Here is a 23,360-nt window from a genome sequence, read left to right as displayed (position 1 = left end):
CCGACCATGTCCGCCACCCACCCCGCTCCCCGGAGAACGCGGCGCGCCAGCGTCGTACGGACGGCCGCCATCGCCACCGCCGCCACCCTCGGCGCCGCCGCCCTGAGCCTGCCCGTCGTCGCGTACGCCGCCGGCGGCGACGACAAGCCGAGCGCGCCGCCGAAGCTGGAGCTGAGGAACGGCACCCTGGACTGGGGCGTCAAGGCGAGCTTCCGCAAGTACGTCGCCGGGCCCATCGCCCACGGCGAGATCACCGTCTCGGGCGGTGCCCGACAGGCGGCCGGCAACGGTCCGTTCACCTTCGTCGACGGCGCCGGCACCTACGACACCGGCACGCACGCGGTCAGCACCGCCTTCAAGGGCGGCGTCCGCTTCGCCGGTCACGAGGGCAAGCTCGACCTGAGGCTGAGCGACGTCAAGCTGAGCACCGCGCGCACCACCGGCGCCATCACCGCCGACGTCAGCGCCAAGGACATGAACACCGGCAAGGTCACCAACAGCGACGACGTGCGCCTGGCCGACCTGGACCTGAGCGCGGTCCGGCCGGGCCAGGGCGAGGGCGGCGCGATGACCTTCGCGAACATCCCCGCCAAGCTGACCGCCGACGGCGCCAAGGCGTTCAACGGCTTCTACGCGGCCGGTGACGACCTTGACCCGGCGACCCTGACGGTCACCCCGGGCGGCCCGGTGAAGCCGGAGCCCACCAACCCGCCCACCGGCAAGCCCACGGACCAGCCGACCGGCAAGCCGACCGACCAGCCCACGGGCAAGCCGACCGACCAGCCGACCGGCAAGCCCACCGACCAGCCCACCGGCAAGCCGACCGACGGGCCCACCACGGGCAACCCGACCGGTAACCCGACGGGCGGCCCGACCGCCAAGCCCACCGACCAGCCCACGGGCAAGCCGACCAGCGGCACCGGCGAGCGGTCCGGCGCCAGCGGCGAGATCTTCTCCGGCAACCTCGACTGGGGCGTCAAGGAAGGCTTCCGTAAGTACGTCACGGGGCCGATCGCCAGCGGCAAGGTCACGCTCTCCGGCGGCGCCGCGAAGCGGGGCCAGATCTACCGCTTCCCGCAGGGCGGTGGTAGCTACCAGGCCACCGACAAGTCCCTGGACGCCAAGTTCGCCGGCGCGGTGCGCTTCACCGGCCACGCCGGCAAGCTCGACCTGAGCGTCAGCGACCTCAAGGTCAGGGTCAAGGGCAGCCGGGGCACCCTGGTGGCGGACCTGTCCTCCAAGGACATGAAGACCGGCAAGGTCACCAAGAGCGACAACCTGACGCTGGCCGACCTGAGGCTCCCCGCCGGCGGGCCGACCGTCACCGGCAAGGTGGTCACCCTCAAGAACGTCCCGGCGACGCTCACCGCCAGCGGCGCCAAGGCGTTCGCCGGCTACTACCACGCCGGTGAGCGGCTCGACCCGGTCAACGTGGCCGTCTCGCTCGACAAGGGCGCCAGCCTGCCGGGCGGCGTCGGCACCGCCGGCGGCACCGCCGACGCCGACGGCCAGGCCGGCTCGGGCGGCGAGGCCGGCTCGGGTGGCACCGGCGGCGTCGGCGGCACTGGCTCGGGCACCGAGGCGATGGGCACCGGTGGCGTGACCGGCGGCGGCAGCACGGGCGGCTCCGGCTCGCTGGCCGCCACCGGCGCGGACGTCCCCACCGGCGTGCTGCTCGGCGCCGCGGGCGTGCTCGTCGTCGGCGGCGGGGCGGCGGCCTTCGCCGTCCGGCGCCGCTCGGCGGCCACCCCCGCCCAGGGCTGAGCCCTCGGCGCCGGCGCCCCGCGCCGCCCCCACCCGTGCCCGGCGGCCCCAGATCGCCGGGCACGGGCCGGCCACGCCAGCCGTGGCCTGCGGATACGTCACGGCCCACGCACAGCCTCCGCCGTCTCCCCCGCCTGCCGTGCGGGGGAGACGGCGGTAGGGTTTTTACCGACAGATCGTCGGTAACCAATTGACTTAGGTGAGCCTAAGTAGACACAATCGGAGGGCGGGTCGCCCACGAAGCGGGCCTCTCGCGCTGTTGTCGGCTTCTCAGGTCGTTTTCGGCATGAGGGGCCCTGTTCTCTCTCGTCCCCCGGCACCCGGAGGTCCGTCTTGGACGCCGTACCCGCACCCGAGCCGTTCTCTACGGTGATCCGCACCGCCTCGCACGCGCAGCACACCGAGGCGGAGACCTCGACGTTCATGGGCGCCATGCTCGGCGGCCAGCTCGGCGTGACCGCCTTCCGGCGCTACACGGAGCAGCTCTGGTTCGTCTACCGGGCCCTGGAGAGCGTCCCGGCCACGCTGGCCGCCGACCCCGTCGCGGGCCCCTTCCTCCGCGCCGAACTGGCCCGCACCGCCGAGCTGGAGCGCGACCTGGCCTTCCTGGGCGGCCCCGAGTGGCGCGCGGGCCTGGAGCCGCTGCCGGCCACGGCGGCGTACGCGGAGCGTGTGGCCGAGTGCGCGCGGAGCTGGCCCGGCGGCTTCGTCGCCCACCACTACACGCGCTACCTCGGCGACCTCTCCGGCGGCCAGATCATCCGGGGCACGGCCGAGAAGACCTGGGGCTTCGCGCGCAAGGGCGACGGGGTGCGGTTCTACGTCTTCGAGGGCATCGACAACCCGGCCGCGTTCAAGCGCGAGTACCGCGCGCTGCTGGACGCCCTGCCGGTGGACGACCTGGAGAAGCAGCGCGTCATCGAGGAGTGCCGGCGCGCCTTCGCGCTGAACACCGCTCTCTTCCGGGAGCTCGGCGAGCACTTCGGCACCGACGGCCCCGGCGCGCTCAGCGCCTGAGCCCGGTGTGGGCGATGGCCCGCGCGACGACGGCGGCGGCGGACACCGGGTGGTGTCCGCCGCCGCGTGAGCGCGTACCCGACCGGTCGCCGGGGACGGGGGGCGCCCCGCCGCCGGGCGCCGGGTGTCAGGGGAGGGTGAGGATGTCCGCGCCGGTCTCGGTGACCACGAGCGTGTGCTCGAACTGGGCGGTGCGCTTGCGGTCCTTGGTGACCACGGTCCACCCGTCCTCCCACATGTCGTACTCGTGGGTGCCCAGCGTCAGCATCGGCTCGATGGTGAACGTCATGCCCGGCCGGATCTCGGTGGTGTGGTGCGGGCTGTCGTAGTGCGGCACGATCAGGCCCGAGTGGAACGAGCTGTTGATGCCGTGGCCGGTGAAGTCCCGCACCACGCCGTAGCCGAAGCGCTTGGCGTACGACTCGATGACGCGGCCGATGATGTTGATCTGTCGGCCGGGCTTGACCGCCTTGATCGCGCGGGTCAGCGACTCCCGCGTGCGCTCCACGAGCAGCCGTGACTCCTCGTCGACGTCGCCGCACAGGTAGGTGGCGTTGTTGTCGCCGTGCACCCCGCCGATGTACGCGGTGATGTCCAGGTTCACGATGTCGCCGTCGCGCAGCACGGTCGAGTCCGGGATGCCGTGGCAGATGACCTCGTTGACCGAGGTGCACAGTGACTTGGGGTACTTGCGGTAGCCGAGCGTGGACGGGTACGCGCCGTGGTCGCAGAGGAACTCGTGCGCGACGCGGTCGAGTTCGTCGGTGGTGGTGCCCGGTGCGATGTGCCGCGCGGTCTCCGCCAGCGCCTGCGCGGCGATACGCCCCGCGACGCGCATCCGCTCGATGGTCTCGGCGTCCTGCACCTCGGGCCCGGTGTACGGAGTGGGGGCGTCCTTCCCCACGTACTCGGGCCGCGCGATGGCGGCGGGGACGGTGCGAAGGGGGGAGAGCTGCCCCGGAACGAGAAGCGACTGGCCAGACATGCCAGCGAGTGTATCCAGGCCGCATCGGGCACCATGGCGGCAAGTGAGCCAGCACACGCGGACGCGGTGCGGGTGGGACGGACGAGGAAGGCGGGTCACCGATGGCAGTGTTCTCCCGGGGGAAGCCGGGCCAGCCCGGCGAGTGGTACTACTGCGTGCGCCACGGGCGCGTGGAGGAGGGTCCCGAGTGCCGGGCGGCGGACCGGCTGGGTCCCTACGCCACGCGCGAGGAGGCGGCCCACGCGATCGAGCACACCCAGGACCGCGAGCGCGACTGGCAGAGCGACCCCCGCTGGAACGACTAGGTCGCCCGCCCCGCCCCCGCCCCGCTCTCCCCCCGGGTACGGGCAGGTCAGCACCGCGAGGCGCGGCGCGGCGCCCGAAACTTGGCCCAAGATCCCCGGCGGAATTTGGACCAGGAGACCGGCCAAGGGCGTCGGTAGCGTCCCGGTCATGAGCGATGCGACACGGGTGGCCAACCGAGCGGGAGTGACGATGAGGGCGATCAGGACCGGTGACCGACAGGCCGGCGTTGACGGGTTGACGTACGCGGAGGTGCCGGCTCCGCACGCGGCGGAGAACGATGTCGTGGTGCGGGTGCACGTGGCCGGCTTCACGCCCGGCGAGCTGGGCTGGCCGGGCACCTGGACCGACCGCGCCGGGCGCGACCGCGCCCCCAGCATCCCCGGCCACGAGGTGTCGGGCGTGGTGACCGAGCTGGGATACGGCACGACGGGGCTCACCGTGGGCCAGCGGGTGTTCGGGCTGACCGACTGGACGCGGGACGGCACGCTGGCCGAGTACGTGGCGGTCGAGGCCCGCAACCTGGCGCCGCTGCCGGCGTCCGTCAGCCACGTCCAGGCGGCGGCGCTGCCGATCTCCGGGCTCACCGCCTGGCAGGCCCTCTTCGACCACGGGCGCCTGGCCGTCGGCCAGAGCGTGCTGATCCACGGCGCGGCCGGCGGGGTCGGCTCGCTCGCGGTCCAGCTCGCCCAGCAGGCCGGGGCCCATGTGATCGGCACCGGCCGGGCCCGGGACCGCGCCACGGCCCTGGAGCTGGGGGCCGGCGACTTCCTCGACCTGGACACCGACGCGCTGGCCGACGCGGGCCCGGTGGACCTGGTGGTGGACGTGATCGGCGGCGAGGTGCTGGCGGCCTCCGCCGCCCTGGTGCGGCCCGGCGGCACGCTGGTCACCATCGCCGCCCCGCCCACCGTGCGCCCCGACGACGGTCGCGCGGTCTTCTTCGTCGTGGAGCCCGACCGGCACCGCCTGGCCGACCTGGCCCGCCGGGTCCAGGAAGGCCGGCTGCGCACGCTCGTGGGTACCGTCTACCCGCTGGCCGAGGCGCCCGCCGCGTTCACCGCGCGCCGCACCGCCCCGGGCAAGCCCCTGATCCAGGTCGTCGACGCACCGCCGCGGAGCTGAGGCCGGCCTCAGCTGTCGGGGGCGGCCGGCCCGGCGCCGGCGTCGAGCGCGTCGAGTACGGCCTCGCCGTTCGCCCGTGCCCACTCGGTCAGCATGTGGATCGGGTCGATCAGCGTCGCCCCGAGCGGGGTGAGGGCGTACTCGACGCGGGGCGGCACCTCGGCGTAGGCGCGGCGGAGGACGAGCCCGTGGGCCTCAAGCCGTCGGAGCGTCTGGGTGAGCACCTTGCGGGAGATACCGCCGATCAGCTCGACCAGCTCGCCGTGGCGCACCGGGCCCTGGCTGAGGCCGTAGAGCACGACCGCCGTCCACTTGTCGGCGATCAGCTCGACCGTCAGGCGCGCCGGACAGTCGGCGAGGAAGGGAGCACCGGGACCGAATCCGCTCATGGCGCCCAAGGTACCCGCCGGTTCCTGTCGGAGACCTAGCGTGGGTTCTCCCCCCCCGATCCCCAGCCAGGAGAGTCATGCGAGTCATCACCCAGCAGACCCTCGGCGGCCCCGAGGTGCTCACCGTCGCGAACGCGCCCAAGCCCCGACCGCTGCCCACCGAAGTCCTCGTCCGCGTCCGGGCGATCGGGCTGAACCCGCTGGAGGCGCGCCTGCGCGCCGGCGAGTTCCCGCTGATCGGCCAGCCGCCGTTCACCCTCGGCTGGGACGTCAGCGGTGTCGTCGAGGAGGCGCGGACCTGGCGGTTTAGGCCCGGTGACGAGGTGTTCGGGATGCCGCTGTTCCCCCGGGCGGCGAGCGGGTACGCCGAGTTCGTGTCGGCGCCGGCGTTGCACCTGGTGCGCAAGCCGGCGGCGCTCTCGCACGTCGAGGCGGCGGCGCTGCCGATCGTCGGCCTGACGGCGTGGCAGGGCCTCGTCGACGTCGCCGGTGTGCGCGAGGGCGACCGGGTGCTGGTCCACGGCGGTGGAGGCGGGGTCGGTCACGTCGCGATCCAGATCGCCAAGGCGCTGGGTGCGCACGTGACCGCGACGGCCAGCGGGAGCAAGCGGGCGTTCGTCGAGGGGTTCGGCGCCGACGAGGTGATCGACCACACGGCGGTCGACTTCACCACGGTGGCCCGCGATATCGATGTCGTGCTCGACACGGTCGGTGGCGACAGCGTCGAGCGGTCGCTCGACGTGCTCCGGCCGGGCGGTCACCTGGTGACGGCGGTGGCCGAGGAGAACGTGGAGCTCGCCGCCGCGTACGAGGCGGCCGGCCTGCGCTTCAGCGGCATCGCGGTCGACCCCGACCCGGTCGCCCTGCGCGGCCTGGTCGAACTCGTCGAAGGGGGCAGGCTCCGGGTCCACGTGCGGGAGTCGTTCCCCTTCGAACGCGTCGCCGACGCGCACCGACTGCTCGACGGCGGCCACCTCCAGGGCAAGCTCGTCCTCACCGTGTGACCCCGCCGTGGGCCCCTCGACCCCGTCGCGGGGGTCCGCTCGCGAGCCGGCCCCCGCCCGGTGGACGACCGGCCCCCGCCGCCCTATCCGCGCCTCAGTGCGGCGCGGGGCCCGCCGCGCGGGCGGCGCGGGCCGCGCGCATGCGCAGCGCGTGCGGGTTGGTCCGCGCGTCGTAGGCCATCAGCTTGGGCAGCGAGGCGGCCAGCAGCCCGACGGCGGCCACACACGCGATGCCGCCCGACCACACGGCGGTGCGCACGCTGGTCAGCGCGGCCATCGAGCCGGCCCGGACCTGCCCGAGCTGTGGGCCGGTCATGTACGAGAGCAGCTCGATGCCCGCGAGCCGCCCGCGCAGCTCGTCGGGGATGGTCTGGTTCCACAGCGTGGACCGGAACAGGCCGCTGACCATGTCCGCGCCGCCGGCCACCGCCAGACACACCAGCACCAGCCAGATGTTGGGCAGTGCCCCGGCCGCGACCATGGCCAGCCCCCACAGCGCGGCACCGCCCGCCACCATGCGCCCGTGCCGGTGCACCCGCGCGGTCCAGCCGCTGGTCAGGCTGACCAGGACGGAGCCGACCGAGCCCGCCGCGTACATCAGGCCGAGCGCCCACGTCGCGTCCAGGTCGTCGGCGAGGAAGGGGAAGATCGCGTTCGGGTAGGCGAAGAACATCGCGACCATGTCGACCGCGTAGGTGCCCAGGAGTTCCTTGCGCTGCCAGGCGTAGCGGGCGCCGGCCCAGATGCCGGCCAGCGAGGGGCGCTGCGCGTCGTGCGCGGGCGGGGCCGCCGCCAGCCGCAGCGCCAGCAGCGTGGAGACGACGAAGGTCAGCAGGTCGAGCCCGTACGCGACGGGCAGCCCCGCGAACGCGACGATCAGCCCGGCGACCGAGGGGCCGACGATGGCCGAGAGCTGCCAGCGGATGGAGTTGAGCGCGGCGGCGGCGGTGAGCTGGTCGTGCGGGACGATGCGGGCCATCAGGGCGTCCAGCGCCGGCTGCTGGATGCCGGCCAGCGCGCTGGTCAGCCCCGCCACCACGTACAGCAGCCACAGCATGGGATGCGGCAGCAGGCTGTTGACCAGCAGCAGCACGGTGAGCAGGCCCAGCCCGAACTCGGTGAGCAGGATCAGCGTGCGCCGGTCCATGGCGTCGGCCAGCGCGCCGCCGTACAGGCCGAAGACGACCAGCGGGACGAGCTGTACGGCGCCGATCGCGCCGACCGCGAACGCCGAGCCGGTCAGCTCCTTGACCTGCAACGGCAGCGCGATCATGGTCAGGAAGCTGCCGAAGGAGGTGACCGCGCCGGCCAGCCAGATCAGCCGGAAGTCCCGCGAGGAGCGCCAGGGCGACAGGTCGGGCAGCAGGGCCCGGGCCCGGCCGCCCCGCTGGCGCGGCACCCCACCGGCCGGCTTCCCGACCGGGGCGGTCCCGGTGGTTCCGGAGGGCCGGGGGGCGGCGGCGCCGGCGGCCTCACCGGCGCCGGTCGGTCCGGTGCCGGCGGCCGGGTCGGGGGTGGTGACCTCGGAGAGCGCGGCGGCCGGGTCGGGCTGGCGGCCCGCGACGGCTTCGACAGGCAGGGGATCGGAATCTGCCCCACCGGGCTGTTCGGGACGGGTCACGAGAGGTCATAGTCCGCCGACCAGCGAACACGGGCAACCGAATATCGTGCGACCTCGCTCACTCCCGCCCGCCGGCCAGCGGCCCGGACGCCGGGCCCGCCCGCCGGCGCACGCCCCCCGCCCCACCCGGACCCGCCTACCCGGCCGTCGTCCCGGCCCGCCACCCGGACCCGCCACTCCACCCCGCCCGCCGGTCCGGGCCTCAGCGTTTGCCGCGCGCCGTCGCCGTCCCGTACACGCCGATCAGCACCTGTGCCGCGCCGACCGCCATCAGCACGACGCCGACCTTGCGTGGCGTGACGACCGGGGTGTGCACGTCCGCGGTGAACCACCACAGGCCTAGCCCGACGACGAGCGTCGCGGTCCCCTCCGCGAGGTGCCAGACGCCCGCCGGCCATCGGTCCCGCCACGTGCCCGGCCGCCTTCGGTACATCGCCGCTCCCACTCCCGGGGCCCGCCCGTGGCGCGCCGCGCGAACCCCGGTCGGCCGGGGCCCCGCCCCGCCTCCGCCCGCCGTTCGGCCGCCACCCGGACGTGCCCCGTCCTCGACCCGGTCGCGCCCACGGCACCGGTCCCCGACGGATGCGCGGGGTGGTGCGCGAGGCGCGCTCACTACGCCGTTCACGCTAGGGCGCACCCCGGGTGGGCGCCTCGCCCCAGAGCAGGAGACGGAGACCGGTATGACTGCATCGTTTGGCGGAATCGCTCAGGCCACGCCGATAACTGTTCATGTGCCGTGTCTTGACGCTCTGTAAGGCGATCCTTATGGTCACCGCACACAAGGGACGTCCTACGTCCTGTCGTTGACGCTCGATCGCACCCGGGGTATCGGGAGGGTCTGATGGCAAGCGTGGCAAGCGATATGACGACGTACGAGACGCGCGAGGCGTCCGTTCCCTTCCGTGCCGGCACCGACGGGTACGCGAGCTACCGCATCCCCGCCGTGGTCGCCACGGACGCGGGTACCGTGCTGGCCTTCGCCGAGGGGCGGGTGCGCTCGGCCGCCGACTGGGGCGACATCGACGTGGTGCTGCGCCGCTCGCGCGACGGCGGGCGCACCTGGGGCCCGCTCCAGGTCGTCGCCCGCCACGAGGCGGGCACCGCCGGCAACCCCGCCCCGGTGGTCACCGCCGAGGGCCGCGTCGTACTGGTCCACGTGCGCAGCGCGGCCGAGGCCACCGAGACCCGCATCCGCCTCGGCAAGGTCGCGCCCGACGACGGCCGACGCGTATGGGTCCAGCACAGCGACGACGACGGGGCCCACTGGTCGCGCCCCCGCGAGATCACCCGTGAGGTCAAGCGGCCCGAGTGGCGCTGGTACGCCACCACCCCCGGGCACGCCCTGCGACTGCGCCACGGCCGGCACGCCGGTCGCCTGGTGGTGTCGGCCAACCACTCGCTGCCGCCCGCCGATCCCGGACACGACGGGACCGAGGGTCGCTACAACGGCGGCCACGCCCTCCTCAGCGACGACGGCGGCGCGCACTGGCGGCTCGGCTACGTGGACGACAACCCGGACGACTACGTCAACGTCAACGAGACGGCCGCCGCCCAGCTCCCCGACGGTCGGATCTACGTCAACGCCCGCACCGACGCCAGGGCGCCCGGCAACCGCGCCGACGCGTACTCGACCGACGGCGGCGCCTCGCTGGTCAAACCCTTCCGGCCGCAGGCCGGCCTGGTGGCGCCCGTCGTCCAGGCCAGCGTGCTCCACCTGGACGGCGTGGGGCGCGGCGGCCGGGGGACCCTGCTCTTCTCCGGGCCCGCGACGCCGGACGCCCGCGCCCTGATGACGGTGCGGGCCAGCGACGACGGCGGGCGTACCTGGCGGGCCGCGCACACCGTGGACGGGCTGCCGGCCGCCTACTCCGACCTGGTACGGATCGACAGGTCCACCGTCGGACTGCTCTACGAAACGGGTGACTTCAGCGCGTACTCGACCCTCACGTTCCGCCGCATCCCCGTGGAGGACCTGACATGAGCCCCTACGGAGCCCACCGACGTACCGTCCTCGGCGCCGCGGCGGCCGGCGCGGCCGGGCTCGCGCTCGCCGGCTGCGGGGACGACGCCACCGTGGTCCGGGAACGCCGGAAGGGCGAGAAGATCACCCTCACGTTCTGGTCCTGGGTCCCGGGCATCGAGAACCCGGTGGCGCTGTGGAACGAGCGCAACCCCGACGTGCGGATCAACCTGGAGAAGGTCTCGGCGGTCGGCGGCGCCCAGTACGCCAAGATGCACGCCGCCGTGAAGGCCGGCGACCCTCCCGACCTGGGCCAGATGGAGTACTCCGTCGTCCCCAGTTTCCTGCTCGACAACGCCCTGGCCGATTTGTCCGCATACGGCGGCGAGCGCTACCGGTCCCGCTTCGTGGGCTGGCAGTGGCAGCAGTCGGTGTACGCCGGGTCCGTGTACGCCATCCCGCAGGACTCCGGGCCGATGGGCCTCTTCCTGCGGCGGGACCTGTTCGACCGGTGGGGCATCGCGACGCCGCGCACCTGGGCCGAGTACGCCGACGCGGCCAGGGCCGTCCGCCGGCACGGCGCCTGGATCGAGACGTTCTCGGCCACCAACGGCAACCGCTTCGCGGGCCTGGCCTGGCAGGCGGGCGGGCGCTGGTTCGGCACCCGGGGCGACACCTGGACCGTGGCCATCGACGACGCCCCCTCGCTGCGGGTCGCCGACTACTGGAGCAGGCTGGTCGACGACGAGCTGATCCGGACCATCCCGGACCGGCAGAGCGCCTGGTACAAGGACATCCAGACCGGCGACATCGTTGCCTGGCTCGGCGCGAGCTGGGGCGACGCGCTGCTGGTGGGCAACGCCCCGGGAACCGCCGGCGGGTGGCGGGTGGCCCCGCTGCCGCAGTGGAAGCGGGGCGAGAACGCGCACGCCAACTGGGGCGGCTCCACCACCGTGGTCTTCCGACGGTGCTCCTACCCCAGGGACGCCATGGCCTTCGCCGTCTGGCTCAACTCCGACCCGGCCGCCGTCCAGCTGCTGATCAAGGGCGGCTACGGGTTCCCCAGCGCCGTCGCCGGCTACCGCGCCGCCGACCTGGAGAGCCGCCGGACGTTCTTCGGCGGCCAGCACTACAGCCGGGTGTTCGTCGAGGCCGGCAAGGGAGTGGACACCAGCTGGAAGTGGGGGCCCACCGTGGACACCCTCTACCAGCGGCTGGGCGACGCGTTCCTGGAGGCCATTGGCGACGGCACCTCCTTCCGCACGGTGCTGCGCAACGTCCAGCGCGAGACCATCGACGACCTCCGGGACAAGGGACTGAAGGTCGAGGCCGGCCAGACCTCGGCCAGTGGATGACCCACCGGTGCGCGGCGCGCCCGCTCCCGCGCACCCGACCCCGGCCGCCCGCGCGCCCCGGCGGCTGTCCGTAGGCCCGGCCGGACCGCCGGTCGAAAGGAGTACCGCACCGTGAAGCGCCCCACCCGCACCGAGGCCCGCAACGCCCGCGCGGCGCTCGGATTCCTGCTGCCGTTCCTCGCGGTGTTCCTGCTCTGCTTCATCGCGCCCATCGGCTACGCCGTCTACCAGAGCCTGCTCAGGGTCGAACGCCCCGCGCCGCTGGGCCTGGCCGGCCCCACCAACGAGGTCTGGGCCGGCCTGGCCAACTACCGACACGCGCTGGAGGACGACCGGTTCCTCACCGGCTTCGGCCGCGTGCTGCTCTTCGGCGTCGTCCAGATCCCCGTCATGATCATCCTCGCCGCCTCGCTCGCGCTGCTCCTGGAGGCCGCCTCCGCGCGCTGGGTCGGCTTCTTCCGCACGGCCTTCTTCCTCCCGTACGGCATCCCCGGCGTCATCGCCTCCATCCTGTGGGGCTTCCTCTACGTCCCCGGGATCAGCCCGCTGGTGGAGATGGCCGACTCGGTCGGCTGGCAGGTGGACTTCCTGGGCCGGGGCACCGTCCTGTGGTCCATCGCCAACATCGTCACCTGGCAGTTCACCGGCTACAACATGCTCGTCCTGATCGCCCAGCTCAAGGCGATCCCCGCCGAGCTGTACGAGGCCGCGCGCATCGACGGCGCCAGCGCCTGGCAGGTCGCCCGCCACGTGAAGCTGCCGCTGATCAGGCCGGCCCTGGTGCTCACCACCGTGTTCAGCATCATCGGCACCCTCCAGCTCTTCGCCGAACCCATGGTGCTGCGCCCGCTCGGCACCTCCATCGACTCCGGCTACACGCCCAACCTGCACGCCTACAACGAGGCGTTCACCAGCAACAACCAGCACATCGCGGCGGCCGAGGCGGTCCTGCTCGCGCTGGTCGCCTGCGTCCTGTCGTTCGGATTCCTCAGACTCGTCGGCCGGGGCCCCCGGGACGGGAGGGACGACACATGAGCCAGCAACCGCCGCTGCGACACCGCGTCATCACCGTGTCGCTGCTCTCGATCGCCGCCCTCTACTTCCTGACCCCCGTCTACTGGCTCACCGTCTCCGCCACCAAGAACACCGGCGACCTCTTCGGCACCTTCGGCTTCTGGTTCGCCAACCCCCACCCCATCGACTACCTGCACGACGTCCTCACCTACGACAACGGCATCTACGTCACCTGGCTCCTCAACAGCCTGCTGTACGCCGGCGTCGGCGCGCTCGCGGCCACCCTCCTGTCGGCCGCCGCCGGATACGCGCTGGCCAAGTTCGTCTTCCCCGGCCGGGAGACCATCTTCAACGTGATCCTGGCCGGCGTGCTCATCCCCGGCACCGCCCTGGCCCTCCCGCTCTACCTGCTCTTCAGCGAGATCGGCCTGGCCAACACCTACTGGTCCGTCCTCGTCCCCAGCGTCGTCAGCCCCTTCGGCGTCTACCTGTGCCGGATCTACGCCACGGCCGCCGTGCCCGACTCGCTCCTGGAGGCCGCCCGCATCGACGGCGCGGGCGAGGCGCGCATCTTCACCACCCTGGTGCTGCGCCTGATGAGCCCGGCCCTGGTGACCGTCTTCCTGTTCCAGTTCGTACACATCTGGAACAACTTCTTCCTGCCGCTGGTCATGCTCAACGACTCCGACCTCTACCCGATCCAGCTCGGCCTGGTCGGCTGGCAGGGCTACGCCGACCGGGCGCCCGAGCTGTACCAGTACACCGTCGGCGGCGCCTTCCTCTCCGTCATCCCCCTGATGGTGCTGATGGGCGTCCTCCAGCGGTACTGGCGCACGGGCCTGTCCGAGGGCAGCGTCAAGGCGTGAGCCGCGCCACTACCGATCGGTAGGGCCGGGTCGGCTGGGGACTGGCAGGATCGCCGTATGACTTCTGATGACACGAGCAAGGCCCCGGCACCGACCGCCGGCAAGGCGCCGGCCAAGGACCCGTGGGAGCTGCCCGACGTCTCCGACCTGGTGGTCGGCGTGCTCGGCGGCACCGGCGACCAGGGGCGCGGGCTGGCCTACCGGCTGGCCAAGGCGGGCCAGCGGGTGATCGTCGGCTCGCGCGCCGCCGACCGCGCGCGGGCCGCCGCCGCCGAGCTGGGCCACGGTGTCGAGGGCGCCGACAACGCGGAGTGCGCGCGGCGCGCGGACATCGTGATCGTCGCCGTGCCGTGGGAGGGGCACGCCAGGACGCTGGAGGCGCTGCGCACCGAGCTGACCGGCAAGCTCGTCATCGACTGCGTCAACCCGCTGGGCTTCGACAAGCAGGGCGCGTACGCGCTCAAGCCCGAGGAGGGCAGTGCCGCCCAGCAGGCCGCCGCGCTGCTCCCCGAGGCGCGCGTGACGGCGGCCTTCCACCACCTGTCGGCCGTCCTGCTCCAGGACCCCGACATCGCCGAGATCGACACGGACGTGCTGGTCCTGGGCGAGCGCCGGGCCGACACCGACCTCGTGCAGGCGCTGGCCGCCCGCATCCCCGGCATGCGCGGCGTCTTCGCCGGCCGGCTGCGCAACGCCCACCAGGTGGAGTCGCTGGTGGCCAACCTGATCTCGGTCAACCGCCGCTACAAGGCCCACGCGGGCCTGCGGGTCACGGACCTCTGAGCGGCCCACGGGAGTGACCCCGACGGGGGCGGCCCGCCCCGCGTCGGGCGGCCCGCCCCGGTCCCGGCCCCGCCGGTGCCGCCGCGCCGACACCGGCGGGGCGGGGCGGGGGCGACCGGGGCGCGGGGGATGGGAGGCGGTGGGGGACAATGGCGGGGCCCCGACCCCGCCCCCGCAGGAGCCACCGCATGTCCGCCCAGCCCCAGCCCGACCCCGCCCGGCGCATCGCCCTGTACGCGCTCATCGTGTGCGCCCTCGCCGTCGTCGCGGCCGTCGTGTCCTTCGCGAAGGGGAGCTGGCTCGGCGTCGTATGGGTCCTGCTGGCCGGGCTGACCAGCAACCTGTGGCTGCTCTACCGGCGCAAGGTGCGGACCGAGCGGGCCGCCGCGCGGGGCGGCCCGACCGCCGGCTGAGCTCACCCCGTGGGGGACCAGCCGAAGGAGACCTCCGGTTCGCCCTGCCAGAAGCGGAAGCTGTCGAGCCCGTACCGCGTCTCGAACTCCGACACGCCAAGCGCCCGCAGGATCGCGTCCACCGCGTCGAACAAGGCGTGGTTGACCTCGGGAATCCACAGCAGACCGAAGGCCGCGAGCAGCCCGAACGGCGCGAACGGCGCCACCTGCCGGCGCACCCCGGACGAGAGCCAGGGCTCGACCACGCCGTAGCCGTCGAGCCCCGGCACCGGCAGCGCGTTGATGATCGCCGCCGTGACCTGGAGCAGCGCCAGGAACCCGAGCGCGGCGCGGAACGCCAACGGCGCCCCGTCCAGCCAGCCCAGCCAGAACGGGGCCGTGAGCACCAGCGCGCACACCACGTTCGTCAGCGGCCCCGCCGCCGAGATCAGGCTGTGCCGCCACCGGCCCCGGATGCGGTGCCGCTCGATGAAGACCGCGCCACCCGGCAGCCCGATCCCGCCCAGCACCACGAACAGCAGCGGCAACCCGATGCTCAGCAGCGGATGCGTGTACCGCAGCGGGTTGAGCGTCAGATAACCCTTCGCGCCGACGGTCAGGTCGCCGCTGTGCAGGGCCGCGCGGGCGTGCGCGTACTCGTGCAGACACAGCGAGACGACCCAGCCCGCGACGACGAACAGGAACACCGCGAAGCCGGTGCTGGCCGAGGCGTCCGCCCACACCGCCCACCCGGACCCGCCCGCGACCGCCACGAGCGCGAGGAAGACGGGGCTGACGCGAAGGTCACGAGGGGTGGCGGGCGCGGTCATCGCACACGGCTCCAGGGATACGGGGAACGGGGCGGGCGCCCACGCGGGTGGGACCCCGGGCGACGGTAGTCGCGCGGCGACGCCCGGCGCACGGAAAACGACGCGCGGTGAGCGCGGAGTTCCAGGCACAGTGGGGCGGTGGGCACACGGAGCGGACAGGGGCGGGCGGCGGGCACCGGCGCGGCGCCGGACGACCAGGGACCGCGCCGCCCCACGGAGGGCCCTCGCGTCGCCCGACACGACCCGGCGCGCGGCGCGCCCGGCACGGCCCGCGGCCCCCACCCGGGGCGCCCCGGGCGGGCCGGCGGCGCCCCGACCGGGCTCGCGGGAGGTCTCGGAGGAATGCCACAACACCCCGGCGCGCGGCGCCACGACCCAGCGGGGGAACACGGACCCGTGAGCACCGACAGTTGGCCGTCGACCACAATGGACGGCGTGCGGTACGGCATACTCGGCACCACCCAGGCCCATCACGACGACGGCACCCCCGTCGCGCTCGGCGGTGCCCGGCTGCGGGCGCTGTTGGCGGCGCTCGCCCTGCGTCCCGGCCGGGTGCGCCCGGCGGACGCGCTGATCGCCGAGGTCTGGGACGAGGGCGCCGGCTCCGGCAGCGGTACCCCACGGGATGCCACCGGCGCGCTCCAGGCCCTGATCGGCAGGTTGCGACGGGCCATCGGGCGGACGGCGATCGTCTCCGCCGAAGGCGGCTACCTGCTGCGGGCCGAGCCCGACGCCATCGACCTGTACCGCTTCGAACGCCTGGCCCGCGACGGCTCCCACGCCCTGGCCGCCGGCGACCCGGCCCTGGCGGCGGAGCTGTTGGACGAGGCCCTGGCCCTGTGGCGCGGACCCGCCCTGGCCGACCTGCCCGGCCACCCGGCGCTCGCGGCCCGGGCCGAGGGCCGCCAGTTGGACGCCCGGCGCGACCGGGCCCGCGCCGACCTCGCCCGGGGCCACGCGGCCCACGCCCTGCCCGCCCTGACCGAACTGTGCGGGGCCCACCCGCTGGACGAGCCGCTGCACGCGCTGCGCCTCCGCGCCCTGCGCGACGCCGGCCGCGCGGCGGAGGCGCTGGCGGAGTACGAGCGCGTACGCCGCGAACTCGCCGACCGGCTGGGCACCGACCCCGGCCCGGAGCTGCGCGCCCTGCACGCCGAACTCCTCACCCCGGCCCCCACCACCCCCGAGCCGCCCCGAACCAGGGCACCGAGCCCGCCCAGACCCCCGCTCGCCGGCCCCCCGCCGGCGAGCGAGACACCAGCCCACCACAACCCACCGGGCCCGGCAGGCACTCCGTCGGGTCACGGTGACGTGTCGGGCTTCGGTGAACTGTCGCCTCGCGGCGACCTGTCGGGCTCTGGCGACGTGCCGGGTCGCGGTGACCTGTCGGGCTCTGGCGACGTGCCGGGTCAGGGCACCCCGTCGGACTCCGGTGACGTGTCGGGCTTTTGTGCGCCGCTGGGCTGTGACAGCGCGTTCGGCGCGGAGGGCGCGGACGACGGCTCGGCCGGTGCGGGTGGTTCGCGCGGGGCCGGCGGTACGCCCGGCGCGGGTGGCGGCCCCGGCACGGATGGCGGCCCCGGCGCCGCTGGGGCGGCTGGCCGCTGGGGCGGCAGGGGCGGTGACGTCCCGCCCGCGCGGGTGGACCGGGCCGGCCGCGCGCGTCCGGCCCGGCGCGAGGGCCGGACCGGGCGCGACGATCGGGCCGGCTATGGGCCCGCCACGGGCCCTGACCGTGTCCCCCACCCCGCCGGCGACCGGAGCGGGCGGCCCGACCACGCGCCGGAGCACGACCCCGCCGCCGGGCCTGACGGCTCCGGGCGGGCCGGCGATGGCGCGGGGGCTGGCCGGGGTGCGGGTGGTGACGGGAGTGTGGGCGCTGGCCGGGGTGCGGGTGGTGACCGCGCCGGTTGGGCTGACGGCTCCGAGTACGCCGGCGACGGCGTAGGGGTCGACCGTGATGCCGGCGCCAACCGGGCCGCCGAGACCGGTCGGGCAGCCGGGCCCGGCCACGCTGGTGGGGCTGACGACGCCACGCGGGGTGGCCATGCTGTGGAGGCTGACCGCGCCGCCCGGGCCGATCCGGGTGCGGGGACCGACCGGGACACCGGGTCCGCCCGCCCCGGTGGGGTCCCCCGTGGCACGTGGACTGGTCACGGCGTAGGGGCCGACCGTGGTGCGGAGCCTGCTCAGATCGCCTGGCCCGACGACCTCGCGCGGGCCGGCGACGATGCGGCGGCTGGTCCTGCTGACGGGGCTGGCCGGGGCGCGGGGGGTGACCGTATCGGTTGGGCTGATGGCTCGGGGCAGGGCGGCGACGGCGTACGGGGCGACCGCACCGCCGGAGCGGACCGGGGTGCTGGGTTCGGCCCGAGCGCGGGTGGGGAGTCCGGTGCCGACCGCGCGGGCTGGCCTGGCGGCTCCGGGTGGGCCGGCGACGGCGTGGAAGCTGACGGGGCTGACCGGGGTGCGGGGGGTGACCGCGCTGGTTGGGCTGATGGTGTCGCGCCGGCGGATCAGGGCGCGGGGGCTGGCCAGGGGGGCTGGGCTGACCAGGTCGCTGAGGCTGGTTACGGCGTAGGCGCCGACCAGGGCGCGAATGGTGACCGGGCCGCCTGGGCCGAGCGGGGTGTGGTGTCTGACGGGGCCCGGCCCGATCATGTCGCCTCGCCTGGGGACGCCGCTGGGGCCGGTCACGGTACGGGGCCGGAGCGGGCTGACCAGGCCGGCCGTGCCGCACCGGCCGTCGGGGGCGTGCCGGCCGACGGCCTCGGGCCGTGGGCCGCCGGGCCCGGCGTGCCGGTACCCGCCCTGTCCGAAGTGCCGTACCCCGAAGTGCCGTACCCCGCCGCGCCGGCGCGGCCACTCGCCGCGCGGTCGGGGGCCGCACCGGCCCCGGTGCCCCCGGTGGGGAACCTGCACGCGGCGCTGACCAGTTTCGTCGGGCGCGAGCGGGACCTGCGGGCGCTGCGCGCCGACCTCGCCGCGTACCGGCTGATCACCCTGCTCGGGCCCGGGGGCTCGGGCAAGACCCGGCTGTCCACGGTGGCCGCCGCCAGCGTCGCGGGTGAGTGGCCGGACGGCGTGTGGCTGGCGGAGTTGGCTCCCGCACACGACCCCGCCACCGTCGTGGAGACGGTGCTGACCGCGCTCGGCGCGCGCGAGACCGTCATCCGGGGCACCGCGGCCGAGGGGCTGCGCGCCGCCTCCGACCCGACCGCCCTCGACTCGCTGGCCCGGCTCACCGAGCACTGCGCGGCCCGGCGCATGCTGCTGGTGCTCGACAACTGCGAGCACGTGATCGAGGTCGCCGCCCAGCTCACCGAGACCCTGCTGGCGCACTGCCCGGGCGTGAGCGTGCTGGCCACCAGTCGCGAGCCGCTGGCCGTCCCCGGTGAACTCGTACGGCCCGTGGAGCCGTTGCCACAACCGGTCGCGTTGCGCCTGCTGGCCGACCGGGGCGCGTCGGCCAGGCCGGGGTTCCGCGTCGAGGACGACCTGGAGGCGTGCGCGGAGATCTGCCGCCGGCTGGACGGTCTGCCGCTGGCCATCGAACTGGCCGCCGCCCGGCTGCGGTTGCTCTCGCCGCGACAGCTCGCCGACCGGCTGGACGACCGGTTCCGACTGCTGACCACCGGCAGCCGCACCCTGTTGCCGCGCCAGCAGACCCTGCGGGCCGTGGTCGACTGGTCCTGGGACCTGCTGGACGAGCGGGAGCGGGCCGTGCTGCGCCGCCTCTCGGTCTTCGCGGGCGGCTGCGACCTGGCCTCGGCCGAGACCGTGTGCGCCGACGTGCCCGACCCCGCCGGCACACCCGCCACGCCCGGCGGGCGCGCCGCGGGCACCGGCGCCCAGCGCGCCGTTGTGGACCCGCGCGACGTCGCCGCCCTGCTCGGCTCCCTGGTCGACAAGTCGCTGGTCGTCGCGGCTCCCGTCGAGGCGACCGGGCCCGGCGTCGAGGATGTCGACCAGCTCCCGGCGCCGCCCCCGTCCGCCGGCCCCGGACCGCTGCCGCGCGGCGCGCCGCCCACCGGCGGCGGGCTGCCCCCCGATCCGGCCCTGGACGGGGCCATGCGTTACCGGCTCCTGGAGACCGTCGCCGAGTACGCCGCCGAGCGCCTGGACGAGGCGGGGGAGCGGGCGGCCGTGGAGCGGCGCCACCTCGTCGCGTACCGCGAACTCGCCCGCCTCGCCGACCCGTTGCTGCGCGGCGCCGCCCAGGGGCGCTGGCTGTGGCGGCTTGAGCTGGAACACGAGAACCTGCGCACCGCGCTGCGCCGGGCCGTCGCCGCCGCCGACGAGCAGGAGGCGCTGTGCCTGGTGCTGTCGCTCAACTGGTTCTGGCATCTGCGCGGCCACCGCGTCGACCTGCGCACCTGGGCCGTGGCGGCGGCCGAGCTCGGGCCCAACCCGTTCCTGCCGCCCGTGGTACCGGCCCCGCCGCTGGCCGACCGGGCCACCGACGCGCCGCCGCCGATGCCGCCCGAGCAGCTGTGGGAGGCGCGGCGCGGGGTGCGGCTGCTGCGGCTGGCCATCCTGGAGGGCGATCTGTACGGGCTGGAGGAGCCCGCCGTCCAGCGGGAGTTGGCGGGCGTCGCCGCCGTGTACCGCCCGGGGCTGCCGCAGACCTCCCGGCTGCCGGGCCTGCTGTGGTTCATCGCGCCGCTGATCGCCGGCGACTCCGACCGGCTGCGCGAACTCGTCGACGCCGCCGTGCGGGTCGGTCGGGAGGCCGGCGAGCCGTGGGAGCTGGCGTTCCTGCTGCAACTGCGGGCCAAGGTGCTCGCCGCCCGGCACAGCGACCCCACGAGCCTGGACCGGGACATCGGGGAGAGCCTGGCGATCTTCCAGCGGCTCGGCGACGCCTGGGGCGCGGCCGAGGCGCTGTCCGGGCGCGGCGAGGCGCGCGAGGGGCGCGGCGAGTACGCGGCGGCGGCCGACGACTACCGACAGGCCATCGGCTACGCCGAGCGGCTGGGCGCGCAGACGCAGGTGTGGCTGCTGCGGGCGCGCCTGGCGGGCCTGCTGGTCGAGCGCGCCGCGAGCGCGCGCGAGGCGGAGCAGGGCGTGCGGGTGCTCACCGAGATCATGGCGGCGGGCCAGCGCATGAGCTCCGAGGCCATCTCGTACGCGCGGCTGCACTACGCCGTGTGGTGCGCCGAACAGGGGGCCTTCACGGACGCCCGCGCCCAGTTCGAGCGCCAGCTCGCCGACTTCGGATCGCGCAGTCACGAGCTCTTCCAGGGGATCATGGAGGGCCTGCTGGGCTGGCTGGACACGCTGGAGGGGCGGCCGGCGCAGGCCCTGGCGCGGATTCGGACCGCGCTGGACAAGACCCAGTCGGCGGTGACCTGGCTGATCGCGCCGCAGGTGCCGATCGCCCAACTGGCCACCGGCGCGCGGGCGCTGACCCAACTCGGCGGCACCGACCGGGCTCGCACCGCCGCGCGACTGCTCGGCGCGCACGACGCGCTCTTCCCGCCCGGCGTGCAACCCACCCGGGTGCACCGCACGGAGCGCTCCGAAGCGGAGCGGGCGGCGCGGTCCCTGCTGGCCGGGGAGGTCTACGAGCGGGCGTACGCGACGGGCCGCGGCCTCGCTCTCGCGGAGGCCGCGGCCCTCATCTGACGCGTCGCTGGTCACGGCAGGGCGCCGGCCCGCCCGCGCGCCACCCGCCGTGGCGGCGGGCGCCCGGGAGCCTCCGCCCGGCCGCCGGGGATGCCCCGACGGTCGCGGCAAAGGCCGGCCGGCCCTGCCACGGCTCAGGTCTTCGTGCGGAACTTGCGCACCGCCAGCGGCGCGACGACCACGGTGATGCCCACCGACCAGGCCAGCGTGGCCAACACCGGATCGGCCACCGCGCCCTCGCCGTTGAGCAGGGCGCGAACGGCGTCGGCGAGGTTGGACAGCGGGTTGTAGTCGGTGAACGCCTGCAGCCAGCCCGGCATCGTCCCGGTCGGGGCGAACACCGAGGACCCGAACTGCAGCGGCATCAGGATGAGGAAGCCGACGCCCTGCACCGCCTGCGGGGTCTTCATGGACAGGCCGAGCAGCATGAAGATCCAGGTCAGCGACGTGCCGAAGACCAGCGCGAGCCCGGCGGCGGCCAGCAGCTCCAACAGGCCCGTCTTCAGGTCGAAGCCGATGATGAACGCCACCGTCAGCAGGATCGTCGAGGAGACGAGCATCCGGCCGCCCTCGACGATCAGCTTGGCTATCAGCACCGAGGAGCGGGCTATCGGCATCGTGCGGAAGCGGTCCATCACCCCCTTGCTGAAGTCGTCGTTGATGCCGGTGCCGACCGACATCGCGATGTTCAGCCCACCCATGGCCAACAGGCCCGGGATGACGTAGTTGATGTATACGCTCCGGTCGCCGCCGAGGCTGCCACCCACGGCGCCGCCGAAGACGTACACGAACAGCAGCGTGAAGATGATCGGCATCAGCACGGCGTCGAACATCGACTCCGGGTCCTGCTTGATCTGCATCACGTTGCGGCGCGCCAGCGCGAGGATGTGTCGCGCGTTGCCGCGCAGACCGATCCGGACGTCGTCGGACCCCCGGTTGACCGGGCTCTGCCGCTGGTCCGGTGCCTTGTCCGGGGCCGTGACGGTTGCCGCGCTCATGCGGCGACCTCCTCAAGCTTGGTGTCGTCCTGGTCCTGCTCGCTGTCGGAGGTCTTGCGGCCGGTGATGGCCAGGAACACCTCGTCCAGGCTGGGCAGATGGGTGTCGATGCTGGAGATGGTGAAGCCGCGCTGGCTCAGCAGCCCGATCAGCGCGGTGAGCTGCTCGTCGCTGACGATCGGCACGTTGACCAGGCCCTCGGCCTCGTCGGCCCGCGCGCCCGCGACGCCCTCGAGACCCGCCTGTGCCACGGCGCCCACCATGCGGTGCAGCTGGCCCGGGTCGGCCGGACGTATCTGCAGGGTGCGACCGCCGACCTTGGCCTTCAGCTCGTCCACCTGGCCGCCGGCGATGACCTTGCCCCGGTCGATGACGGTCAGCTCGGTCGCGAGCTGCTCCGCCTCCTCCATGTACTGCGTGGTGAGCAGCACCGTCGCGCCGTCGGAGACCATGCGGCGCACCTCCTCCCACACCTCGTTACGGGTGCGGGGGTCGAGGCCGGTGGTGGGCTCGTCCAGGTACAGCACCTGGGGGTTGCCGATCATCGAGGCGGCCAGGTCGAGCCGGCGCCGCATACCGCCCGAGTACTGGGCGGCCGGCCGCTTGGCGGCCTCGGTCAGCGAGAACCGCTCCAGCATGTCGTCGGCCCGCTTGCGGGCCGCGCCGCGCGGCAGGTCGAGCAGCCGCCCGATCATGTAGAGGTTCTCCCAGCCGGAGAGCTTCTCGTCCACCGAGGCGTACTGCCCGGTGAGGCCGATCGCCCGGCGCAGCTGTCGCGGCTGGCGCCGCACGTCGAAGCCGGCCACGACCGCCTCGCCGGCGTCCGGCTCGACCAGCGTGGACAGGCAGCGCACGAGCGTGGTCTTGCCCGCTCCGTTGGGACCGAGGACACCGAGCACGGTGCCCTCCTTGACGTCGAGGTCGACGCCGTCGAGCGCCTTGGTCGTGCCGTAGTGCTTGACCAACCCCCGTACCTCGACCGCGTTGCCACGGCCGGGACTTGTGTCGTGTGGTGAGGTTTGCGAACGCGTCATGGCGCAACGCTCTCAGATACCACTGACAATCGACCTACAGGCCACCGACGGCGAACCGACATACGGGTGTCGGTGGGCCGTCGGTAACCCGCACACGGCCCCTACGCCGCCTCGCGAACCCGCCGCTGACCTGCGACGACGCCGTGCGCTCGGGATAAACCCCACGCGGGGTGCTTGATCGGGGAACCGCTCGGACCCGGCCACCGTCCGCTCCGCGAACTGTGTGCGGATCCGCAGGGGTTCGCCGTGGTTCGCGTAGTGACCCCGACGCTGTCCCGAGCGAGGGCTGCCC

General features: G+C 74.5%; 19 protein-coding genes. 12 read left to right on the top strand and 7 right to left on the bottom strand.

The window, feature by feature from the left end; genetic code table 11:
- Positions 1–6: 6 nt before the first annotated feature.
- Both ACFVFR_RS11905 and ACFVFR_RS11900 read left to right on the top strand, forming a co-directional pair.
- Positions 7–1,764, top strand: coding sequence for an HtaA domain-containing protein (locus ACFVFR_RS11905; RefSeq protein ID WP_383700061.1), 1,758 nt, complete (start codon positions 7–9; stop codon positions 1,762–1,764).
- Between the two features lie 333 nt (positions 1,765–2,097).
- Positions 2,098–2,781, top strand: a complete 684-nt coding sequence (locus ACFVFR_RS11900) for a heme oxygenase (biliverdin-producing) (protein WP_383700059.1) — start codon at positions 2,098–2,100, stop codon at positions 2,779–2,781.
- Positions 2,782–2,908: 127 nt separating this feature from the next.
- Here the strand turns inward: ACFVFR_RS11900 and map are convergent, their stop codons facing one another.
- The gene (gene map, locus ACFVFR_RS11895) at positions 2,909–3,766 is read right to left on the bottom strand and encodes a type I methionyl aminopeptidase (protein ID WP_383700057.1); all 858 of its coding nucleotides are present in this window, start codon (positions 3,764–3,766) and stop codon (positions 2,909–2,911) included.
- A gap of 101 nt (positions 3,767–3,867) precedes the next feature.
- On the opposite strand from map, the gene ACFVFR_RS11890 reads away from it, so the two are divergent.
- Together ACFVFR_RS11890 and ACFVFR_RS11885 are read left to right on the top strand one after the other, a co-directional pair.
- Entirely contained in the window at positions 3,868–4,071 is a 204-nt protein-coding gene (locus ACFVFR_RS11890) for a hypothetical protein (protein ID WP_383700055.1), read from the top strand.
- Positions 4,072–4,261: 190 nt separating this feature from the next.
- Positions 4,262–5,194, top strand: coding sequence for an NADP-dependent oxidoreductase (locus tag ACFVFR_RS11885; RefSeq protein WP_383700359.1), 933 nt, complete (start codon positions 4,262–4,264; stop codon positions 5,192–5,194).
- Between the two features lie 8 nt (positions 5,195–5,202).
- Here ACFVFR_RS11885 and ACFVFR_RS11880 read toward each other — a convergent pair whose 3' ends face one another.
- Positions 5,203–5,583, bottom strand: a complete 381-nt coding sequence (locus ACFVFR_RS11880) for a winged helix-turn-helix transcriptional regulator (protein ID WP_383700053.1) — start codon at positions 5,581–5,583, stop codon at positions 5,203–5,205.
- Positions 5,584–5,660: 77 nt separating this feature from the next.
- Between ACFVFR_RS11880 and ACFVFR_RS11875 the strand changes: the two genes are divergently transcribed.
- Positions 5,661–6,587 (top strand): NADP-dependent oxidoreductase, encoded by a 927-nt coding sequence (locus ACFVFR_RS11875; protein WP_383700051.1) that lies wholly within the window; start codon positions 5,661–5,663, stop codon positions 6,585–6,587.
- 94 nt (positions 6,588–6,681) lie between these two features.
- Here the strand turns inward: ACFVFR_RS11875 and ACFVFR_RS11870 are convergent, their stop codons facing one another.
- Positions 6,682–7,986, bottom strand: coding sequence for an MFS transporter (locus ACFVFR_RS11870; RefSeq protein ID WP_383700356.1), 1,305 nt, complete (start codon positions 7,984–7,986; stop codon positions 6,682–6,684).
- Between the two features lie 424 nt (positions 7,987–8,410).
- Positions 8,411–8,641: a DUF5708 family protein gene (locus tag ACFVFR_RS11865; RefSeq protein ID WP_383700049.1), complete on the bottom strand. Its 231-nt coding sequence runs from the start codon at positions 8,639–8,641 to the stop codon at positions 8,411–8,413.
- Positions 8,642–9,070: 429 nt separating this feature from the next.
- On the opposite strand from ACFVFR_RS11865, the gene ACFVFR_RS11860 reads away from it, so the two are divergent.
- From ACFVFR_RS11860 to ACFVFR_RS11835, 6 genes are all read left to right on the top strand, one after another.
- On the top strand, positions 9,071–10,189 hold the full coding sequence (locus ACFVFR_RS11860) for an exo-alpha-sialidase (protein ID WP_383700354.1): 1,119 nt from the start codon (positions 9,071–9,073) through the stop codon (positions 10,187–10,189).
- Positions 10,186–11,523: an ABC transporter substrate-binding protein gene (locus ACFVFR_RS11855; RefSeq protein ID WP_383700047.1), complete on the top strand. Its 1,338-nt coding sequence runs from the start codon at positions 10,186–10,188 to the stop codon at positions 11,521–11,523. Before ACFVFR_RS11860 ends, ACFVFR_RS11855 begins: the two co-directional genes overlap by 4 nt.
- Positions 11,524–11,634: 111 nt before the next feature.
- Positions 11,635–12,558, top strand: coding sequence for a carbohydrate ABC transporter permease (locus tag ACFVFR_RS11850; protein WP_383700045.1), 924 nt, complete (start codon positions 11,635–11,637; stop codon positions 12,556–12,558).
- Complete coding sequence (locus ACFVFR_RS11845; protein ID WP_383700043.1) at positions 12,555–13,403, top strand: carbohydrate ABC transporter permease; 849 nt, start codon at positions 12,555–12,557, stop codon at positions 13,401–13,403. Before ACFVFR_RS11850 ends, ACFVFR_RS11845 begins: the two co-directional genes overlap by 4 nt.
- A 57-nt stretch (positions 13,404–13,460) precedes the next feature.
- Entirely contained in the window at positions 13,461–14,186 is a 726-nt protein-coding gene (gene npdG / locus ACFVFR_RS11840) for an NADPH-dependent F420 reductase (protein WP_383700041.1), read from the top strand.
- Between the two features lie 188 nt (positions 14,187–14,374).
- Complete coding sequence (locus ACFVFR_RS11835) at positions 14,375–14,599, top strand: hypothetical protein (RefSeq protein ID WP_383700039.1); 225 nt, start codon at positions 14,375–14,377, stop codon at positions 14,597–14,599.
- A gap of 2 nt (positions 14,600–14,601) precedes the next feature.
- On the opposite strand, the gene ACFVFR_RS11830 is transcribed toward ACFVFR_RS11835, so the two are convergent.
- Positions 14,602–15,408 (bottom strand): site-2 protease family protein, encoded by an 807-nt coding sequence (locus tag ACFVFR_RS11830; protein WP_383700037.1) that lies wholly within the window; start codon positions 15,406–15,408, stop codon positions 14,602–14,604.
- 435 nt (positions 15,409–15,843) lie between these two features.
- Between ACFVFR_RS11830 and ACFVFR_RS11825 the strand changes: the two genes are divergently transcribed.
- Positions 15,844–21,036, top strand: coding sequence for a BTAD domain-containing putative transcriptional regulator (locus ACFVFR_RS11825; protein ID WP_383700035.1), 5,193 nt, complete (start codon positions 15,844–15,846; stop codon positions 21,034–21,036).
- A gap of 134 nt (positions 21,037–21,170) precedes the next feature.
- Here the strand turns inward: ACFVFR_RS11825 and ACFVFR_RS11820 are convergent, their stop codons facing one another.
- Both ACFVFR_RS11820 and ACFVFR_RS11815 read right to left on the bottom strand, forming a co-directional pair.
- On the bottom strand, positions 21,171–22,034 hold the full coding sequence (locus tag ACFVFR_RS11820) for an ABC transporter permease (protein ID WP_383700033.1): 864 nt from the start codon (positions 22,032–22,034) through the stop codon (positions 21,171–21,173).
- Positions 22,031–23,068: an ATP-binding cassette domain-containing protein gene (locus ACFVFR_RS11815; RefSeq protein ID WP_383700031.1), complete on the bottom strand. Its 1,038-nt coding sequence runs from the start codon at positions 23,066–23,068 to the stop codon at positions 22,031–22,033. The genes ACFVFR_RS11820 and ACFVFR_RS11815 overlap by 4 nt, the downstream gene beginning before the upstream one ends.
- Between the last annotated feature and the right edge of the window lie 292 nt (positions 23,069–23,360).

The sequence above is a fragment of the Streptomyces sp. NPDC057702 genome (genome assembly GCF_042799315.1).
In the GTDB taxonomy this organism is placed as follows: domain Bacteria; phylum Actinomycetota; class Actinomycetes; order Streptomycetales; family Streptomycetaceae; genus Streptomyces.
The sequence above is the reverse complement of the archived record's forward strand: the minus strand, read 5'-3'. Positions and strand labels throughout refer to the sequence as shown.

What these genes read in the sequence shown, in the direction of transcription:
- ACFVFR_RS11905 (WP_383700061.1), top strand. Translation starts at nt 7, where the DNA reads ATGTCCGCCACCCACCCCGCTCCCCGGAGAACGCGGCGCGCCAGCGTC.
- map (WP_383700057.1), bottom strand. Translation starts at nt 3,766, where the DNA reads ATGTCTGGCCAGTCGCTTCTCGTTCCGGGGCAGCTCTCCCCCCTTCGC.
- ACFVFR_RS11890 (WP_383700055.1), top strand. Translation starts at nt 3,868, where the DNA reads ATGGCAGTGTTCTCCCGGGGGAAGCCGGGCCAGCCCGGCGAGTGGTAC.
- ACFVFR_RS11885 (WP_383700359.1), top strand. Translation starts at nt 4,262, where the DNA reads ATGAGGGCGATCAGGACCGGTGACCGACAGGCCGGCGTTGACGGGTTG.
- ACFVFR_RS11880 (WP_383700053.1), bottom strand. Translation starts at nt 5,583, where the DNA reads ATGAGCGGATTCGGTCCCGGTGCTCCCTTCCTCGCCGACTGTCCGGCG.
- ACFVFR_RS11875 (WP_383700051.1), top strand. Translation starts at nt 5,661, where the DNA reads ATGCGAGTCATCACCCAGCAGACCCTCGGCGGCCCCGAGGTGCTCACC.
- ACFVFR_RS11865 (WP_383700049.1), bottom strand. Translation starts at nt 8,641, where the DNA reads ATGTACCGAAGGCGGCCGGGCACGTGGCGGGACCGATGGCCGGCGGGC.
- ACFVFR_RS11860 (WP_383700354.1), top strand. Translation starts at nt 9,071, where the DNA reads ATGACGACGTACGAGACGCGCGAGGCGTCCGTTCCCTTCCGTGCCGGC.
- ACFVFR_RS11855 (WP_383700047.1), top strand. Translation starts at nt 10,186, where the DNA reads ATGAGCCCCTACGGAGCCCACCGACGTACCGTCCTCGGCGCCGCGGCG.
- ACFVFR_RS11845 (WP_383700043.1), top strand. Translation starts at nt 12,555, where the DNA reads ATGAGCCAGCAACCGCCGCTGCGACACCGCGTCATCACCGTGTCGCTG.
- npdG (WP_383700041.1), top strand. Translation starts at nt 13,461, where the DNA reads ATGACTTCTGATGACACGAGCAAGGCCCCGGCACCGACCGCCGGCAAG.
- ACFVFR_RS11835 (WP_383700039.1), top strand. Translation starts at nt 14,375, where the DNA reads ATGTCCGCCCAGCCCCAGCCCGACCCCGCCCGGCGCATCGCCCTGTAC.
- ACFVFR_RS11830 (WP_383700037.1), bottom strand. Translation starts at nt 15,408, where the DNA reads ATGACCGCGCCCGCCACCCCTCGTGACCTTCGCGTCAGCCCCGTCTTC.
- ACFVFR_RS11820 (WP_383700033.1), bottom strand. Translation starts at nt 22,034, where the DNA reads ATGAGCGCGGCAACCGTCACGGCCCCGGACAAGGCACCGGACCAGCGG.
- ACFVFR_RS11815 (WP_383700031.1), bottom strand. Translation starts at nt 23,068, where the DNA reads ATGACGCGTTCGCAAACCTCACCACACGACACAAGTCCCGGCCGTGGC.